Annotated in this window: 14 protein-coding genes; 7 read left to right on the top strand and 7 right to left on the bottom strand. The window is 60.7% G+C overall.

The genetic code is table 11. From position 1 onward, the window contains the following. Nucleotides 1-55 precede the first annotated feature (55 nt). Nucleotides 56-421 (bottom strand): Rap1a/Tai family immunity protein, encoded by a 366-nt coding sequence (locus VEJ16_14265; protein ID HYB10827.1) that lies wholly within the window; start codon nucleotides 419-421, stop codon nucleotides 56-58. A gap of 491 nt (nucleotides 422-912) precedes the next feature. Between VEJ16_14265 and VEJ16_14260 the strand changes: the two genes are divergently transcribed. Genes VEJ16_14260 through VEJ16_14240 form a run of 5 tightly spaced genes read left to right on the top strand, consistent with a single transcriptional unit; the run spans nucleotide 913 to nucleotide 6,379 of the window. Continuing rightward, nucleotides 913-1,896 carry an ABC transporter ATP-binding protein gene (locus tag VEJ16_14260; GenBank protein ID HYB10826.1) on the top strand — a complete coding sequence of 328 codons (984 nt, stop codon included), beginning with the start codon at nucleotides 913-915 and terminating at the stop codon, nucleotides 1,894-1,896. Then, the gene (locus tag VEJ16_14255) at nucleotides 1,889-2,860 is read left to right on the top strand and encodes an ABC transporter ATP-binding protein (protein ID HYB10825.1); all 972 of its coding nucleotides are present in this window, start codon (nucleotides 1,889-1,891) and stop codon (nucleotides 2,858-2,860) included. The genes VEJ16_14260 and VEJ16_14255 overlap by 8 nt, the downstream gene beginning before the upstream one ends. A gap of 9 nt (nucleotides 2,861-2,869) precedes the next feature. Then, complete coding sequence (locus VEJ16_14250; protein HYB10824.1) at nucleotides 2,870-3,823, top strand: ABC transporter permease; 954 nt, start codon at nucleotides 2,870-2,872, stop codon at nucleotides 3,821-3,823. Continuing rightward, nucleotides 3,820-4,674, top strand: coding sequence for an ABC transporter permease (locus tag VEJ16_14245; protein HYB10823.1), 855 nt, complete (start codon nucleotides 3,820-3,822; stop codon nucleotides 4,672-4,674). The genes VEJ16_14250 and VEJ16_14245 overlap by 4 nt, the downstream gene beginning before the upstream one ends. Nucleotides 4,675-4,726: 52 nt before the next feature. Continuing rightward, nucleotides 4,727-6,379, top strand: coding sequence for a peptide ABC transporter substrate-binding protein (locus VEJ16_14240; protein ID HYB10822.1), 1,653 nt, complete (start codon nucleotides 4,727-4,729; stop codon nucleotides 6,377-6,379). A gap of 137 nt (nucleotides 6,380-6,516) precedes the next feature. Here VEJ16_14240 and VEJ16_14235 read toward each other — a convergent pair whose 3' ends face one another. Both VEJ16_14235 and VEJ16_14230 read right to left on the bottom strand, forming a co-directional pair. Beyond that, complete coding sequence (locus VEJ16_14235) at nucleotides 6,517-7,824, bottom strand: patatin-like phospholipase family protein (GenBank protein ID HYB10821.1); 1,308 nt, start codon at nucleotides 7,822-7,824, stop codon at nucleotides 6,517-6,519. Between the two features lie 154 nt (nucleotides 7,825-7,978). Then, nucleotides 7,979-8,581 carry a hypothetical protein gene (locus tag VEJ16_14230; protein HYB10820.1) on the bottom strand — a complete coding sequence of 201 codons (603 nt, stop codon included), beginning with the start codon at nucleotides 8,579-8,581 and terminating at the stop codon, nucleotides 7,979-7,981. Between the two features lie 636 nt (nucleotides 8,582-9,217). Between VEJ16_14230 and VEJ16_14225 the strand changes: the two genes are divergently transcribed. After that, nucleotides 9,218-12,406 (top strand): efflux RND transporter permease subunit, encoded by a 3,189-nt coding sequence (locus VEJ16_14225; GenBank protein ID HYB10819.1) that lies wholly within the window; start codon nucleotides 9,218-9,220, stop codon nucleotides 12,404-12,406. After that, complete coding sequence (locus tag VEJ16_14220; protein ID HYB10818.1) at nucleotides 12,403-13,707, top strand: efflux RND transporter periplasmic adaptor subunit; 1,305 nt, start codon at nucleotides 12,403-12,405, stop codon at nucleotides 13,705-13,707. The genes VEJ16_14225 and VEJ16_14220 overlap by 4 nt, the downstream gene beginning before the upstream one ends. Nucleotides 13,708-13,825: 118 nt before the next feature. On the opposite strand, the gene VEJ16_14215 is transcribed toward VEJ16_14220, so the two are convergent. From VEJ16_14215 to VEJ16_14200, 4 genes are all read right to left on the bottom strand, one after another. Beyond that, nucleotides 13,826-14,080 carry a hypothetical protein gene (locus VEJ16_14215; protein HYB10817.1) on the bottom strand — a complete coding sequence of 85 codons (255 nt, stop codon included), beginning with the start codon at nucleotides 14,078-14,080 and terminating at the stop codon, nucleotides 13,826-13,828. 356 nt (nucleotides 14,081-14,436) lie between these two features. Next, on the bottom strand, nucleotides 14,437-15,315 hold the full coding sequence (locus VEJ16_14210; GenBank protein HYB10816.1) for an aldo/keto reductase family oxidoreductase: 879 nt from the start codon (nucleotides 15,313-15,315) through the stop codon (nucleotides 14,437-14,439). Between the two features lie 334 nt (nucleotides 15,316-15,649). Next, nucleotides 15,650-16,687, bottom strand: a complete 1,038-nt coding sequence (locus tag VEJ16_14205) for a patatin-like phospholipase family protein (GenBank protein HYB10815.1) — start codon at nucleotides 16,685-16,687, stop codon at nucleotides 15,650-15,652. A gap of 327 nt (nucleotides 16,688-17,014) precedes the next feature. After that, on the bottom strand, nucleotides 17,015-17,498 hold a 484-nt coding region (locus VEJ16_14200; protein HYB10814.1), incomplete at its 5' end, for a DUF417 family protein.

The raw sequence follows: 17,498 nt of genomic DNA, 5'->3' as shown, positions 1-17,498 counted from the left end.
GACCCGAAGACACGGCACAGGGTGTTGCGAGTTAGTCCCCGGAGTCGATCACGCGTCAATGCGCAGCGCAGGCATACGCCCTCGTGAGTGCATCGAAAATAAGAAAGCTCGCTTGCTGGTCGAGGCGTTCGGGATGCTGCTTCAGGAAATTGACGACCACCTCTCGCAGCTCTCCGGTCGAGGCCGTGCTGGGGAGGCAATAATTCAAATCCGGCAACGCCGAGCCCTTCAAGCCGTCCAACTGATCGCTGGCGCCCGAGATGTAGCCAATGCAAATTCCCGGGTTATAGCCATGCGGGGTTTTATCCTCGCAGAGACTCAGGAGCGCCTTGCCGGTCAGGAATTCGGCTCCATGCGCATGGCCTCCCGCGACGAGAATTAAGGAAGCGAAAATGAAAATAGCTAGCTTAGGTGATTTCATGTGAATGCCCCTCCCGATGGTCACACCCCTGGCACTCGCTTTTGCGTCACTTTTACTCTTTCCTACCCGCGTTAACGGTGCGAGCCGTATGGCTCAGTCCGTTTTGCCGAGCCCGCAATGGCGGACATCGATAGTCCCGGAACCCGGCCCTCGCTTCGCTCCGGCCGGTTTCATGGCTCAAGGGAGGATTGATCCCTTGGAGACAGAAGGCCAGTTTGGGCGATGACCATGGCCCGCGCAACTAGTGTGGTGGGTTCGAAGTTCCTATGATTTTGGTGGCGGCAATTAGGTACATGCGTGCAAAGCGCCCGGTCTTTACGCCGCGGCATATCGTGTACTACGCTGGCCGTCGTGGAATTTATGGCGTCTTTATCGGTGTGCGGCGACGCCCCGACGAAGCGCCTCTAAAAAAATGACGAAGAACACTTGCGGTCGGCAGTGCGGCGGTAGTGACGTTCGGTGCCACGAGAACGACCACACGCGAGGCCACAATGGATGCGGCGGAGGCGCTCCTGCGCGTCGAAAACCTGACCGTGCGCTTCAGCGTTCCAAGTGGTGTCCTCAACGCGGTCGACGGCGTTTCTTTCGCACTCCATGAGGGCGAGACCTTGGGTCTCGTCGGCGAAAGCGGCAGCGGCAAGACCTTGACCTCGCTCGCCGTTATGGGGCTGCTGGAGCAGCCGCCGGCCGAAGTGCCGGCGGGACGCATCTTCTTCCAGGGCCGCGACCTGCTCGAGCTTCCCGAGCGCGACATGGCCGATCTCCGCGGCTCGCGCCTGTCGATGGTGTTCCAGGAGCCGATGACCTCGCTCAACCCAATCATGTCGATTGGGCTGCAGATCGACGAGGCGCTCATCCGCCATCTCGGCCTCTCCGCGCGCGCCGCACGCACTCGCACGCGCGAGCTCCTGACCGTCGTTGGCATCCCGAGGCCCGACCAAGCGGCGGTGAGCTATCCGCACCAGCTCTCGGGCGGCATGCGACAGCGGGTGATGATTGCCATGGCGCTCGCCTGTCACCCCTCGTTGCTGATCGCGGACGAACCGACGACCGCGCTCGATGTCACCATCCAGGCGCAGATCCTGGAGCTGCTGACACAGCTGCAGCGCGAAATGGCGACGGCGATCCTGCTCATAACGCACGATCTAGCCGTCATCGCCGAGACCGCGCACCGTGTGGCCGTCATGTATGCCGGCTGCATCGTCGAGACGGGCCCGGCCGAGGCGCTATTCACAGCACCGCTCCACCCCTATACCGAGGGCCTGTTGCGCTCGATCCCGCGCATCGTGCGCGTCCCCGAACCGGAACTGGCCGAGATCCCTGGCGTCGTGCCGACGCCCGCCGACCTTCCCGCAGGTTGCGCGTTCGCCCCGCGCTGCGCCTATGCCGACGCGGCCTGCCACCGCTTGAGGCCGGCTCTCGTCCCTCACGGGACTGGACGTGAGGTCGCCTGCTGGAAGCCGCGCCATGGTTGAGACACTGCTCGAGGTGCGCGGCCTCCACACCCACTTCCCGATCCTCTCAAAGCTATTCCGCCGCCCCGTCGGTAATGTGCGGGCCGTCGACGGCGTCGACCTCGATCTCGCCGCGGGCGAGGTGCTCGGTATCGTCGGCGAAAGCGGTTCGGGGAAAACGACCACCGGCAAGACGATCCTGAAGCTGATCGAGCCTTCCGCCGGCTCGATCGTCTTCGAAGGACGTAATATTACGCGCCTCTCGCCCTCCATGATGACGCCGATCCGGCGACGTATGCAGATCATCTTCCAGGACCCGATGTCGTCGCTGAACCCGCGAATGACGGTAGGGCGGATTCTCGCCGCACCCTTCGAGATCCATCGCGTCGCCGCCGGGCGGGAGATCGAGGATCGCGTCGCGGAACTTCTCGCCATGGTGGGACTGCCCGCCGAGGCGGTTAGTCGCTATCCGCATGAATTCTCCGGCGGGCAGCGCCAGCGCATCGGTATCGCCCGGGCGCTGGCCTTGCGACCGCGCCTCATCGTCGCCGATGAGCCCGTTTCGGCGCTCGATGTATCAATCCAGGCGCAAATCATGAACTTGCTGAAGCATCTCAAGGACGAGCTCAAGCTTACCTTCATCTTGATCTCGCACAACCTCGGCGTCGTCAGCCATATCTGCGACCGCGTCGCCGTCATGTATCTCGGTCGGATTGTCGAGACGGCGCCACGTGAGTCGCTTTTCTTCGCGCCGAAGCATCCCTATACCGAAGCGCTCCTTCAGGCCGTGCCCACGCCCGAACCGGGGCGCACGCGCCGCCGCGCCGTGCTCGGGGGAGACATTCCGTCACCAGCGAACCCGCCCTCGGGCTGCGCCTTCCACCCGCGCTGCCCGAAGGCGATGTCGCGTTGTGCGCACGACACACCACGACCGACTCGACTGCCGGGCGGACAAGTCGTCGCCTGCCATCTTTACGGACCTTGAGGAGGCGGCATGCTCGCCTACATTGGCCGCCGTATCGTCGGGGCAATTCCGATGCTGATCGGCGTCTCGATCATCGGCTTCGCTCTTATGCACCTGGCGCCGGGGGGCCCACTTGCCGTTTACACGCTGAATCCGACGATCACGGCCCAGGACATCGAACGCATCAAAACGATCTTCGGTCTCGATCAGCCCGTCCACATCCAGTACCTCAAATGGGCGACGGGCATGTTCAGCGGCAATTGGGGCTACACTTTCTTCGGCGGTCGTCCCGTCCTCATCGTCATCCTCGAGCGGCTGCCGGCGACCTTGCTGCTTATGGGATCGGCTCTCTCGATCGCCATCCTCCTGGGTCTCAGCATCGGCATGATCGGTGCTTCGCGCCGCTACTCGATCTGGGACTACCTGGCGACGACCGGGGCGTTGGTGGCGCTCTCCTTCCCCACCTTCTGGTTCGGCCTCATGGCGATCTTCATCTTCGCCGTCGATCTTGGCTGGCTGCCGAGTGGGGGCATGTACGAGCTGGGGGAGGAAGGCAACATCGTCGACCTCTTGCGCCACCTGATCCTGCCGACCCTCGTCCTCGCCTTGGTGATCACCGCCACATATAGCCGCTACGCGCGCTCGGCCTTCCTCGAGGTGCTGCACCAGGATTACATGCGCACAGCCCGCGCCAAGGGGCTGCGGCCGCGCGAGCGCCTCTTCCGCCACGCCTTCCCCAATGCGGTGAAGCCGCTGATCGCACTTCTCGGCACCGACCTGCCGATCCTCTTCTCGGGCGCACTCGTGACGGAGTCGGTTTTCGGCTGGCCGGGAATGGGGCGGCTCTTCGTCGATGCGCTGACGATGAAGGAGTATCCGATCCTGATGGGGCTCGTCATGTTCACGGCATTCTTCGTGATCCTCGGCAACCTCCTCGCCGATGTCGCGATCGCGCTTCTCGATCCGCGCGTGCGCCTCTCATGAGCGCGCGCACCAGGCGCCAGACGCTCATTGGTCGCTTCATGCGCCACCGGCCGGCGGTCCTGGGTGCGGTCGCCGTCGTGCTCCTTTGCCTTGCAGCACTCTTCGCCCCCGTCCTCGCTCCGCATGATCCTATCGAGCTCGACACCTCCGTCCGCTTCTTCGCACCCTTGACCCATCTCGCGTTTCCACTTGGCACCGACGAACTCGGGCGCGATACGCTGAGTCGCCTCCTCTACGGCGGCCAGATCTCGCTGATCGTCGGGCTCGTCGCCATGGCGACGACGGTCCTGACCGGAGCGCTCGTCGGCCTCGTCTCAGGCTATTACGGCGGTTGGATCGACACGCTCTTGATGCGCTTCGTCGACATGATGTTGTGTTTTCCCCAGATCTTCCTTCTGCTCGTCGTCGCGGCTTTCATCACGCCCACCCTGATCTCGATCTCGCTCATCATCGGCTTGACCTCGTGGATGGAGGTGGCGCGCATTATCCGCGCCGAAATCCTGCATCTCAAAGAGCAAGACTTCGTGCAGGCGGCGCGGGCATTGGGTGCAGGCGGTATCCGCATCATGGTGCGCGAGCTCATGCCCAATATCGTGGCTCCGCTCCTCGTCGCCGCAACGCTCAAAGTCGCCACCGCCATCCTTCTCGAAAGCTATATTTCCTATCTTGGGTATGGCGTGCAGCCGCCGCTCGCCAGCTGGGGGAATATGCTGACGAACGCTCAGGGATACTTCGATTCCGAGCCTTGGCTGGCGATATTTCCGGGTGTTATGATCACAATTACTGTAATGAGCTTCAACTTTCTGGGTGATGGATTGCGCGACGCGCTCGATCCGAGGTTGCGGATGTAGCACCGACCCCGCCACGTGCGTGACATCGCGACATATCCATGGGGAGGGCCCGATGTCGAAGATGAGCCGCATGGGGATTACCCGCCGCGACGTATTGAAGGGCGCGGCGAAGGGCGCTTTGTTGGCAGCGACTGGCACGGCCGGGTTCGCCGCCCCAACGATCGCACAGCAGAACAAAGACCGCATCATCATGGCGATGTCGCAGGAGCCGGTGCAATTCAACCCGCTCCTCTACGTCAACACGGGTACAGAAAACGTACCCGAATCCTGCATGTTCGACGCGTTGTGGGACATCGACGAGAACGGCAACTTCATCCCGAACCTGGCGACCGCGGTGCCGACGCGGGCCAACGGTGGCATCTCCCCGGACGGACTTGTCTGGAAGGTCAATCTCCGGCGTGACGTCAAGTGGACCGACGGACAGCCCTTCACGGCGCGCGACGTCGAATTCACCTATCAGACGATCGTCAATCCAAAGGTCGCCGTGAGGTCGCGCGGAGGCTTCGATTCGATCAAGAATTTCAAGGTAATCGACGACTACAGCGTGGAGATGGAGCTGGCCCGGTCCTACACGCCCTTCGTGTGGGCATGGCAGAACATGCACATCGTCCCAGCGCATCTGCTGAAGGGCGAGGCCGACATCAACACCGCCCCTTACAACAGCCAGCCGATCGGAACGGGGCCCTTCATGCTTAAGAGCCGCGTCGCCGGCAGCCACATGGTCTACGAGAGGAACCCGAACTATCATCGCGGACCGGCCAAAACGGCGCAGTTCATCCACAAATTCGTGCCCGACCTCCTCGTCATGTACGAGCAGATCAAGACCGGCGAGATCGACTATCTTGGCCTCCAGGGCGTGCCGGCCGACCGCTGGGTCGAGGCAACAGCACTACCCGGCCTCGATTTCTCGAGGACGCCCACGCCCTTCGTCCAGTTCATCTACTTCAACTGCGGCAAGCCCCAATTCGCCGATCCAAAGGTCAGGAAGGCGCTCTACATCGCGGCCGAGATGCAGAAGTCGCTCGACGATGTCTATTTCAAAACATGGGCGCGGACCCTTGCTTACCTGCACCCGACGCATTGGGCATACAACCACGCGCTCAAGGAGGAAACCCCCAATCCCGAATTGGCGGTGAAAATGCTCGATGAGGCGGGGTGGCGCTTGGGCGCGGACGGCATCCGTGCCAAGGACGGCGTCAAGTTGCAGTTCACCATGTCGACGACCGCCGGCAACCAGGCGCGTCAGGGCTGCCAGGCTCTTTTCCAGCAGAACTGGAAGAAGATTGGCGTCGCGATGGAAATCAAAAACATGCCGGCCTCGGTGGTGTGGGGCGAATACACGACGAAGAGCCAGTTCGACACGCTGCTCGTGGCCTGGGAGCCGACGGTCGGCATGGACCCCGACTACACGGCGCGCTGCCACTCGAAGCAGATCCCGGTCAAAGACGGGGCGGGGTCGAACTACGTGCAATACCAGAACCCGGAGGTCGACCGATTGCTCGAGCTCGGTGTTACGCAGTCGGAGCAGGAGGAGCGCAAGCAGACCTACGCAAAGATCCAGCAAATCCTGCTCGACGAGGTGCCGTTCGCCCCGCAGGGCGGGTCCATCGAAGGCGATCTCAAGAAGAAGGGCCTGATCGGGGTAAAGCCCAACCAATACGTCACGAGCTATAGCTGGAACGTTTACGACTGGGCCTGGGCGTAGCCCAACCCCTTGCCGGAATGCCCGACGGGGGCTCGTCCGGTAATCTGGGTTTGAGTTTCGTCGTGAGCGGTCGTTCGATCACGAAGCGTGTGGCCGACGGCACTACGTGTGCGGCAGTTCGTCTCCAATATCGTGTCTCAAGCTTCGTTCCCGCGGCTGAAATCGAAGGTGAGGAGCCTATCGTACCGCCCCATCGCCCGCTCGAAAATTTCGGGATGGCGGAGTGCGCGCACGGCGTCGTAATAGCCGGCCTGCCAGTGTTCCTCCATGGAGCGGCGCGAGAACTCGTAATCCTTGGAATCCCCCTCGTAGCCCTTTGGCCTGTATATCAAGTGCACGATGTTGGCGGCGTGCGGTTTCACAACCGAATTTAGGAACTTCACTTCTTCTCTCTGTTTCATTTCCTCCGGCAGTTCCTCGAGGAGCGTCGAGAGCATATTCCGCAGCTTCGTGACATGCTTCAGGTAATCGGTAAAGGCGCGGGTTCGGCTCGAGTATTGGATCTCCTTTTGCCGGGTCGCCACCTCCGCGAGATTGCGCGGGAACTCGCCCCGCGCACTCCAGAGATCGACCTGAAAAACGAGCGAGTCCTGTGGCATCTGCGTCATGGCAATCCATTGAAGCGGTGTATTCGAGACGAGCCCGCCATCCCAAAATCGCTCACCCTCGATTTCGACCGCTGGAAATCCGGGTGGCAATGCGCCGCTTGCCATCACGTGCTCTGCATTGATGTTCTGGCTCGGCGAATCGAAATAGATCAGATTGCCGCTCCGCACATTGACGGCGCCGAGACTGAGACGCGGTTTGAGGTGGTCGGCGTTTATTCGGTCGAAGTCGATAAGAGCCTCGAGCGTCGCCTTGAGTTGTGTCGTGTCGTAGTAGCTTGTCGCCTCGACCGTGCCGGGCGGTTGAAGCCAAGGGCTCAACATCCGTGGTTTGAAGAACCCCGACGCACCCTCCACAATCGCCGTGACGGCGCTTATTTGATTGAGGACGCTGCGCGCGGCGTCCCCGCGCGCCAGCAGCGAGTCCAATTTGCCACCCATGACATTGAAGGATCGACTCGTGACACGGTCCCAGAACTCCCTCAGCTTTTCGACGCGCTGGTTCGGTGGGTTGCCAGCAATGATCGCGGCGTTGATCGATCCGATCGAGATACCCGCGACCCAGTCCGGGTGAATGTCGGCCTCCGACAGCGCCTGATAAACCCCGCCCTGGTAAGCGCCGAGAGCACCGCCCCCTTGGAGCAGCAGAATAGTTCTTTCGAACGCCGAACGTTGCTGCGTTCTGTGTGTCTTGCTCAGTTCGTAAGATTTGGGCGGCGTCGGTGGCGATCCGACTTTAAGCGCTGTCTGATCCCTCCCGACCCGCTTCGGCTCCGGCGCCAGGCCTCTGCCGGTGCTTTCATCGGTGACGGGAACATGGGTGTTCTTGACTCTGTTCATGACGATAATCCCTTTTGGGTTAGTATCGATCAGAATAGGTTTCGACTGAACTGTCCGTTCTCTCTTGACCGACTTTGGCATTCCCGCGCGCAAGTCGTGTAGGTCAAGGGGCTCTGCAAACTATTTCCGCGCATCGTGCCCGATCGGGACCGTTTCATAGCCCCCGAACAACTCCGTAGATCGCGCCGACATCAGGACCGGGCGATCCGCCGCACTGCACACATCGATAAAACGCAACTGCCCCGGTGGAAATCCGGCCCGACCGCCGCGAAGTCAAGCCAACGGCCCAAGCCGATATTGCCATAGCATACCACCCCGCCATGGAGATCGCATACGGGGCGCCATACGACCCCAGGCCCGACAAACCATCCAGATGCTGGAGTCCCATAGCGGTGGCAATACCGCCGATCACGCTGCCCGCACCTGCGAGCGGAAGGCCTTTGCGAACGGCTGCGGTTGCGTCCGACAATATGTCGACAGCGAGGAGATAGCCGGCAAGGTCGCAGAGCGCGTGTCCGAGTAGACCTAGTCGCCGCATCGCGCGACGGCGCGCGATTGCTTCCTGGCTTTGCGCGATTGCCCGCTCGAGATTACCGAGTGCCGCTTCCACCTCTGCCCCATAGACTTGGGCACGCGTGACCCACTCGTCCTTCTCCGCCGAGCGCCCGCGTGCCACGGCTTCGGCTATCGGCGATTGCGCCTCCTCAAATCGTCCCATGGCGAACCGTTCGACAACGAGATCCGTCAGGCATCGCACGTGGATCTTTCTCTCGCTGCGCCCTTCGAGTACGGCCGCAGCTTTCTTGAGCGTCGCGTCCCCATCCTCTGGCCGCCCGGCGCAAGGGGTTCGATGCCGGCTTGGGCGTAATGCGTCGCGATAGTGATAGCGGAAGACCGACGCTCTGCCGTCTCGTGGGTAACCAGCGAATGAAGGTTTGCCCAAGCGCTCGCGCAGTAAGCGATCTCGAACGCAATAAAATCAACCTTTTGTCGACGATACTTCCGACATCACGGAACTTTGTTTGGGCGATCCGTTGTCGATTTACGCAATGCAACATAAATAAACTGGCCACGTCGTTGATGCGCGTGGGGATCCCCTGAGGTTGGGTTGCCGAGTGTTGTTTCTGACTTTCGTGCGCTTGTTTCGAGGATATTTAGGCCCACCCTAGTGTGGTGGCTTTAAGGCTCGTGTCATTTTGGTGGCATCCGCGTCTTGGAACTTCAAATCCGAATACCACACTAGATGCAACGTATTCCTAGTGTGGCTTTGAGTCCGAAATTCGCTCCCCGTCGCGCACCCGAATGCGGCGAATTTCCAACTCGCCCCACTCGTGGGTACTGCCACGACCGAATGAGCCCAAAAAGGCTGTGACTGTGAGCAGAGACTGTTGACATGGGGATCGTCCGTTTTGCCTTGCGCTGGCCCTACACGTTCTTCGTCCTCGCGGCGCTGATCCTGTTCCTTGGCGTCACGGCGTTGCGGACGATGGCGATTGATATCTTCCCGCAAATCAACATCCCCGTCGTCAGCATTATTTGGCAATACACGGGCCTGAGCGTGCCCGAGATGGAACAACGCGTCACCACATACGGTCAATACGCGATCAGCTCCAACGTCAACGGCATAAAAGACATCGAGGCGGAAACCGTATACGGCATCTCGATCCAGAAGCTCTATTTCCAGCCCGACGTGAATCTCGATCTCGCAATCGCTCAAGTCGTCGCCGCCACGAACGCGATCCGCGCTCTTTTGCCGGCCGGGATAGAGCCGCCGATTGTCGTGCAATACAACGCCTCGAGCGTCCCCGTCCTGCAGCTCAGCCTCAGCTCGGACACGCTCAATGAGCAGCAGCTTTACGACTATGGCATCTACAGGCTGCGGCAGTTGCTCGCGCCCATTCACGGCGTGACGCTGCCCACGCCCGCCGGTGGCAAGTATCGGCAGATCATGGTCGACCTCGACACGAACAAGCTCCTGGCCAAGGGGCTGACCCCACTGGACATCGTGAACGCCGTAAATGCCCAGAACCTGACCCTGCCATCCGGCACGGCAAAGATCGGCGACACGCAGTACACCGTGCGAACCAACGCGATGCCGTCGACCATCGACGAGCTCAATAATATTCCCGTCAAATTCGCCAACGGTGCGACGGTATTTCTCAGGGACGTCGGTCATGTCCGGGATGGCAACCTGGTCCAACAGAACGTCGTCCGGGAGAACGGGAAACGTTCCGTTCTCCTCAGCATCATCAAAAATGGCAACGCCTCGACGCTCGATGTGGTCGAAGCGGTCAAGGCCATGCTGCATGTGGCGCGGGCGGCGGCACCACCGGGATTGAAAATAAGCGAGCTATTCGATCAGTCGGTGTTTGTGACCCAATCCGTCGACGGCGTTCTTCGGGAGGGCGCTATCGCGGCGGGTCTCACCGCCCTGATGATTCTGGTTTTTCTCGGCTCGTGGCGGTCGACGCTGGTCGTCATGATCTCGATTCCGCTTGCGATGCTTTCCTCAATCGTCGTGCTCAATTTCCTCGGCGAAACGATCAACACCATGACGCTCGGCGGCCTGGCGCTCGCCGTGGGCATTCTGGTCGACGATTCGACCGTCACAATCGAAAACACCCATCGGCTGCTGACCGAGGAGGGAAAGCCGTTACCCGAGGCAACACTTTACGGTGCGGCCGGCATCGCGGTACCGACGTTGGTCTCAACGCTCGCGATTAGCTGCGTCTTTACCTCCGTGATCTTCCTCGAGGGGCCGGCCAAATACCTCTTCACCCCACTCGGTCTCGCCGTTGTGTTCGCCATGCTTGCCTCCTACGGGCTGTCCCGCACCTTGACGCCAATCACGATTGGCCTGCTGCTCAAGGGCGAACAGCATGGCGCTGCTGACGGGGCTAAAGCACTGAGCTGGTTTGCGCGTTTCCATCGCCGCTTCGATGCCGGTTTCGAGCGGCTGCGCAAGGGTTACGTCGAGCTTCTGACCGTGCTCCTTAAGCGCCGGATCATCGTTCCCGTTGTTGCCGCGATCGTACTCGCCCTCGGGGCCACGATGTTCGTGTTCGTCGGGCGGGATTTCTTTCCCGTCATCGATGGCGGCCAGATCCTGCTCCATGTCCGCGCGCCGCCGGGAACACGGATCGAGCGGACCGAACAAATCTTCCAAGCCGTCGAGGACAAGATCCGTGAGGTCATCCCTGAACGGGATCGGAACTTGATCGTTGACAATTTCGGGGTGCCGGCGCGCTCTTACAACTGGGCATTCGCCGACGGCACTACGATCGATGTCAATGATGGCGTCATCATGGTGGCTCTCAAGGACGGCCACGCCCCTACGGCGAATTACGTTCGCACGCTGCGCGAGGTATTGCCGGCGACTTTCCCCGAGGATGTTTTCTATTTTCAGCCAGCGGACATGGTAACCCAGATCCTCAATTTCGGGCTCACCGCTCAAATCAACGTTCGGACCGTCGGTTACGACCGCGTGAAGAACCTGAAAGTCGCGCAAAAGCTTCGGCGGCGCATCGCCGCCGTGCCAGGCATAGTCGACGCGCACCTCCAACAGGAGGTTTATGACCCAGCCTTCTACGTTGACATCGACCGTGCGCGAGCCGCGGAGTTCGGCCTCACCGCGAACAGCGTCGCGACCGATGTCAATGTCAGCTTGAGCTCGTCCGAACAAGTAACGCCCAACTTCTGGACCGATCCCGCCTCGGGAATTCCTTATTACATCGCCGTCCAGACACCGGAGTACCGGGTCAGCTCGCTAGCCGATTTGGGAAATACGCCCGTGGCCACGGCGACTGCTTCCACCGGCGATCCTATTCCCGGTTTGCTCAGCAATGTGTCGACGGTGAGGCGCGGCTCGACGGTCGGCAGCGCGAACCAGGCCAATATTCAGCCCGTGTATGAAATCTATGCCAGCGTGCAGGGGCGCGATCTCGGCAGCGTCGCCACGGACATCGACAAGATCGTCGGAGAGCTGAAGGGAGAACTCTCGCCCGGAAATTTGATCCAAGTGACCGGTCAAATTCAAAGCATGAACGACTCTTTCCGCGACATGGGGATCGGGCTGTTATTCGCCGCTGTCCTCGTCTATCTGCTCATGGTTTTGAACTATCAAAACTTCGGCGATCCGCTCGTCGTCATCCTGGCGTTGCCGGCGACATTTTGCGGCATCGTTACCATGCTCTACATTACGGACACGACCTTGAGCGTGCCGTCGCTGATGGGCGCGATCATGGCCGTTGGCGTCGCATCGGCCAACTCCATCTTGCTCGTCACGTTCGCGCGCGAGCAGCAGCTCGAAGGCATGAAGGCTTTCGATGCGGCGATTTCTGCCGGGCACACCCGAATTCGACCGGTGCTGATGACCGCGGCTGCCATGATCGTCGGCATGATACCAATGGCGATCGGCGGTGCTGGTGAAGAGCAGAACGCCGCCCTCGCCCGCGCCGTCATCGGCGGTCTTTTGTTCGCGACGCCGACTACCCTGCTCGTCGTACCGTACCTGTTCTCAGTGCTGCGAAAGGGCAATGACGGCAAACGCGCCCATGGTGTCTTCGAGGAGATTCCCCAATGAACGATACGACGACCGGTCTTCAGCGGGAGGGTCGACCCGAAGCGCCGGAATCCAAGCCGCGGCCGTCACCCAGCCAGGAGATCGAGCAATCCACAAAGGCGGAGCATCGGCAGCGGGGCGGATTTGGCCGGTGGCTCTTCGGTCTCGGCATTCTCGCGGTACTTCTTGGCTCGCTCGGTTTCGCCGTGTGGCGCCACTACGTGCAGCATCGACAAACCGTGGCGACAACCGAGCAGCGTGTCAATTTCGTGCCGAGCGTACGCGTCGGCGAGGTGCAAAGCCGTGAAGGTCCAGTGCTCGAGATTCTGCCCGGCACGACCCAGGCCTTCGAGGCCGCAAACATCTATGCGCGCGCAAGCGGTTATATCGAGAAGCGCTATGTCGACATCGGCGATCACGTAAAGGCGGGACAGCTCCTCGCCGATATCACCGCCCCGGAACTCGACCACCAGATCGCTCAGGCCGAGGCGAATTTGCTGCAGGCCGAGGCGACGCTAAAACAGAACGAATCGAACCGGGAGCTGGCCCGGGTCACCACCGTGCGATCGGCGCGACTGACCGAACAAGGCTGGGTCACGCGGGAGCAAGGCGACACGGATCGGCTGACGTACGAAGCCCAGCAGCACGCCACCCAGGCGGCCGCCGCCAATATTGCGGCGATGCAGTCCCAACTCATGGTGCTGCACCAGGAGAAAGCCTACCAGCAGGTCGTGGCACCCTTCGACGGCGTTATCACGCAGCGGAACATCGATGTCGGCAGCTTGGTCACCGCGGACACAGCAAGCAGCACGCCGATGTTTGCAATGACGCAAAGCGACGTGATTCGGGTCTGGTCCTACGTGCCGCAGGACGCGGCATTCGGCGTGAGCCCAGGGGTCAGCGCAATCATCCATGTGCCGGAGATGCCGGACCGTGCCTTCCCCGGCAAAGTGACGCGGATCGCCAGCGCTCTGCAGCCGGACACCCGGACGCTGCTGACCGAAATCGACGTTCCAAATCCCGACGGGGCGCTGTCACCGGGGATTTACTGTTCCGTTACGCTGCAGATTCCCCGGAGGACACCTGCACTGATCATTCCCGCGTCCGCGATAATCTTCGACCGCAACGGACTGCAAGTCGCGGTGGTCGAAGACGGCGTGGCCCATATCAGGAAAATCACGGTCGTCCGCGACTTCGGCACCGAGGTTGAAGCCGACAAGGGAGTGGCGGATGGCGATAAGGTGATCCTGAGTCCCCCGGTCGATCTGGCCGAGGGAGAAAAAGTCGAAATCCGCGCGGACCGGAATCAGAGCGCCCCCTAGGGTGGTGTTCGGATTTGAAGTTCCTAGCCGCGGATGCAACCAAAATGACAGGGACTTCAAATCCACCACACTAGGTTCGGCTATAGCCCCAAAGTGCGACCGGCTTCAATCGGGATGATCAGCACGGTTCCGTTTGAAGCTCGAGTGTTGGGCGACCTTGGCATGCATAAGGGGCCGCTTTCGTGGAGCCTCTTCGTAAAGCGGCTTTGAGCTTCACCTCGTCGAGAACTTTGCGCACATCCTCCTGCGTGATCCGGTCATAGCGCATGATCGCGCCGACGACGGGATCGTTCAGAAGCTCATCGACTGACGGTTCGTATCCTGATGTCAGAAAACGGCGCGATCGCGTCGTCTCTTCGCTCTCACTGCGCACAGGTGCCCTCCCTTCTCGCCGCCCGTTATATCGGCCGCACGAAAACGAGGGACAAGGTTCGTCTCAAAAATTTCACAGGCACCGCATGCGAACGATGCCACTTCACCGCTAATACCGTCTCATTCTGCGTCGTTCAGGCCACAAGCCCAGTCCGCACCGCCGTCGAAGCTGAGGAGCGTTCTCCGGCGTTCATGGCCCATCGCGAGCACACGCGAGATTCCCGTTCTCCTGCAGATCAGGGATGCTTATTGCTCCCTGAATGGCGGTCCTCGAAGCACGCCTCTCTCATAACCAGGGCTGCGCTTGCGCGCGCGCTAATCAGCGAACACAATCCGCGTCCGATGCACTTCGCCGCACTAGGGCCGCGACCCCGCTGCAATGCGGTCAAGTGTCATGACCGCATCGTCCGGCAAATGCAGCTCGGTGACCGCCAGGTTTTCGCGCAAGTGCGCGAGCGATGAGGTGCCGGGGATCAAAAGAATATTTCGAGCGTGACGAAGCAGCCATGCGAGTGCCACCTGCATGGGCGTGGCGCCGAGGCGTTGAGCGACGTTGGACAAATCGGACGACTGCAAAGGACTGAACCCGCCGAGCGGAAAGAACGGTACGTAAGCGATGCCGGCACGAGCGAGGTCGTCGATTAAGGAGTCGTCTTCCCGATGCGCCAAATTATATTGGTTCTGTACACAGATGACCTCGCACATCCGCCGCGCTTTTGCGATCTGTGCCGGTGTGGCGTTGCTCAGACCGATATGTCGCACAAGGCCCTTCCGCTGGAGTTCGACGAGCGCCGCAAGCGGCGCCTCGATCGGTCCTTCGGCAGGCCCGTGCGTGTCGAACATGAGTCGGAGATTCACCACCTCCAACACTTCAAGCCGTAGATTGCGCAGGTTGTCATGTACAGCCTGGGTCAGCTCTGCGGGCGAAAAAGCCGGGAGCCAGGATCCATCTTCGCCGCGCCGGGCGCCGATTTTGGTGACAATGACCAGATCGTCAGGATAGGGATGCAGCGCCTCGCGGATAAGCTGGTTCGTAATATGCGGGCCATAATAATCGCTGGTGTCGATGTGGTTGACCCCACTCGCCACCACCGCGCGCAGCACCGCGATTGCTGTGGCACGATCTTTCGGAGGACCGAACACGCCGGGGCCGGCGAGCTGCATGGCGCCATAGCCCATGCGATTGACGGTGCGGTCCCCGAGGCGAAACGAGCCGTTGGAATCGATCTTGGCCATGACGGATCTCCTATGCCGTAAGCGTGTCCTAAAGTGCGAAGCGTCCCGGTACGGATGACCGACATCCCCCAGACGACATCCATCGGTCTTGCGATTTCGGGGAGCGCGGTGTGACCAGCGGGAATGCAACGGTCCTTACGCCGCGTGTTACAACCATCTCGTCCGTAATGGCGCGTGGCGCAACGCGCATATGGCCTCATGGTAGCCGGTGCGCCGATCCGGAAACAATATGGCCGTCATCGACTTCTGTGGCCGACCGGCGCGCTGTGGCCCAGTTTGACCTTGCGCTTGGCACGTCGTAGCAACGTCTGCGCAACGTGACCGCCCCCTCGAATCAGAGGTACATGGCGCGGATATCGATCGATGACCGCTTTCCGAGCTTGGAAAAGTGTTCGGATAACCAAGTGTGCGCCGTCTCTCGCCCGACTTCTTTGAGGCGGAGAAGGTGGTCAAGATCGGCGTTGAGCTTGCTTGCCACGCTCAATTCGCGCATCACATCTTCCGCCATGATACCGTGGACCATCATGTGTTTTAGGGAGCCGTTAGCGATCTTTCCCTCCTCAATGAGCTTAGTGACGAATGCGATCGCCCGCATTTCCCGCATCAGTGATGAATTGAAACTTATTTCGTTCACTCGATTCATGATTTCACTTGCGGTTATGGGAAGCGTCTCCCGCTCCAAGGGGTTTATATGCACGATCACCACGTCGCGGCTTTCGCATCCATAAATGAGCGGAAAGATCGCGGGATTACCCATGTAGCCGCCATCCCAATAGTGCTCGCCCTCGATTTCGACCGCTCGGAACAGGAACGGCAGGCAACCCGACGCGAGAACGGCGTCCGGGCCGATCTCGTCATTGTCAAAAACCCTGATCTTGCCGGTGCGAACATTGGTCGCGGAAAGGAAGAGCTTGACCGGGCAGTGCGTATGTCGCAGCGCTTCAAAGTCGACCGTATCGACCAGAACCTGGCGCAAGGGATTAAAGTTCAGCGGATTGAACTGATAAGGGGAAAGCAACCGCGACAGCAGGTCGAAAATCGCAAATGCGAGTGAGTTTTCGAGCGAACGATTTCCGGCGATGCGATCCAAAAAGGTCGGCTGCAGCGGACTGAGTGCCGCGGCCTGGGCGATGCGCCGCCAGAATTTTTCAAGGGCGGTCTTGGCCCCATCCCGCGCGCCCGCGGCGAGGCCATAGGCGAATACGGTCGCATTCATTGCACCGGCACTCGTGGCGCTGATGCCATCGACGGCAATACGTTCGTCTTCCAATAGCCGGTCGAGCACACCCCAGGCGAAGGCGCCATGCGCACCGCCACCCTGTAGAGCAAGATTGATCCATTTGAGTCCCGGCGTGTCGCTGCGCCAGCACATGTCGCGCGGGCTCGCAAGACTGCGGTGCCGACGTCCGGCCAGATTTTCCCGTTCGTCGATAGAGCTCGATCCCTTGGCACGCCGGCGCCGCGATTTTGGCGACGATTCCATGAGTGACGTCCTTTCAATGCGCGGAATACCTAGTGGGCCGTCCACCCGCCATCGACCGGAAGTGCAGCACCGGCGATCATTGATATTCCGCCCGAATCTCCTTTCCTTCATTCCGGCGAAAACCGCGCGTGTCGCGTGAAACGGCGCGGAGAGATTGAGGGAAAGTATCGCATTCCATTTTTCGGGCGGAAAGCTTTCGATTGGGGCAACGATTCTCTATTGCTGCCCGATGCGAACGACGTCTTGCCTCAGCAAATAAATCGAGACGGCCAGGAGCACGACGTCCTTCATGAGGAATGGAACGTTACCGGTCATCGCGGGAAAACCGCCAGCCGACTGGTCCCAGCCATCGGGCATGAACGGGATGATGGTGACGGTCGCTATGAACGTCCCCGTCGAACCGAGGGCGCCGAGGATGCCGGCCCGCTTGTCCCAGAAGCCGAGGAACAGAAGCGTTCCAAACGTCCATTCCGAGACGCCGAGGAACCAGCACGCACCACGGACGCCGAAGACGGGGTACAGCCACCAGATCAGTGGGCCGTTGCTGATGTAGGGGATCAGACGTTCCGCCTCGTACGCCCACCATTTCTGGTATCCGAAGAACAGGAAGACGATCACCATCGCGGCGCGGACAATGTGGTAGTCAAGATCCTCCGTGAGCAGGCCGGACCTGCGCAAGATGTTGACCAACGGATTTAAC

The organism is Alphaproteobacteria bacterium, from assembly GCA_035625915.1.
Lineage (GTDB): Bacteria > Pseudomonadota > Alphaproteobacteria > JACZXZ01 > JACZXZ01 > DATDHA01.
This window is presented reverse-complemented; position numbering and strand designations above follow the sequence as displayed.

Bases quoted from the DNA above. Each gene is read 5' to 3' on its own strand.
- VEJ16_14245 (HYB10823.1), top strand. From the start codon at position 3,820: ATGAGCGCGCGCACCAGGCGCCAGACGCTCATTGGTCGCTTCATGCGC.
- VEJ16_14265 (HYB10827.1), bottom strand. From the start codon at position 421: ATGAAATCACCTAAGCTAGCTATTTTCATTTTCGCTTCCTTAATTCTC.
- VEJ16_14240 (HYB10822.1), top strand. From the start codon at position 4,727: ATGTCGAAGATGAGCCGCATGGGGATTACCCGCCGCGACGTATTGAAG.
- VEJ16_14250 (HYB10824.1), top strand. From the start codon at position 2,870: ATGCTCGCCTACATTGGCCGCCGTATCGTCGGGGCAATTCCGATGCTG.
- VEJ16_14255 (HYB10825.1), top strand. From the start codon at position 1,889: ATGGTTGAGACACTGCTCGAGGTGCGCGGCCTCCACACCCACTTCCCG.
- VEJ16_14235 (HYB10821.1), bottom strand. From the start codon at position 7,824: ATGAACAGAGTCAAGAACACCCATGTTCCCGTCACCGATGAAAGCACC.
- VEJ16_14205 (HYB10815.1), bottom strand. From the start codon at position 16,687: ATGTGCTGGCGCAGCGACACGCCGGGACTCAAATGGATCAATCTTGCT.
- VEJ16_14225 (HYB10819.1), top strand. From the start codon at position 9,218: ATGGGGATCGTCCGTTTTGCCTTGCGCTGGCCCTACACGTTCTTCGTC.
- VEJ16_14260 (HYB10826.1), top strand. From the start codon at position 913: ATGGATGCGGCGGAGGCGCTCCTGCGCGTCGAAAACCTGACCGTGCGC.
- VEJ16_14210 (HYB10816.1), bottom strand. From the start codon at position 15,315: ATGGCCAAGATCGATTCCAACGGCTCGTTTCGCCTCGGGGACCGCACC.
- VEJ16_14220 (HYB10818.1), top strand. From the start codon at position 12,403: ATGAACGATACGACGACCGGTCTTCAGCGGGAGGGTCGACCCGAAGCG.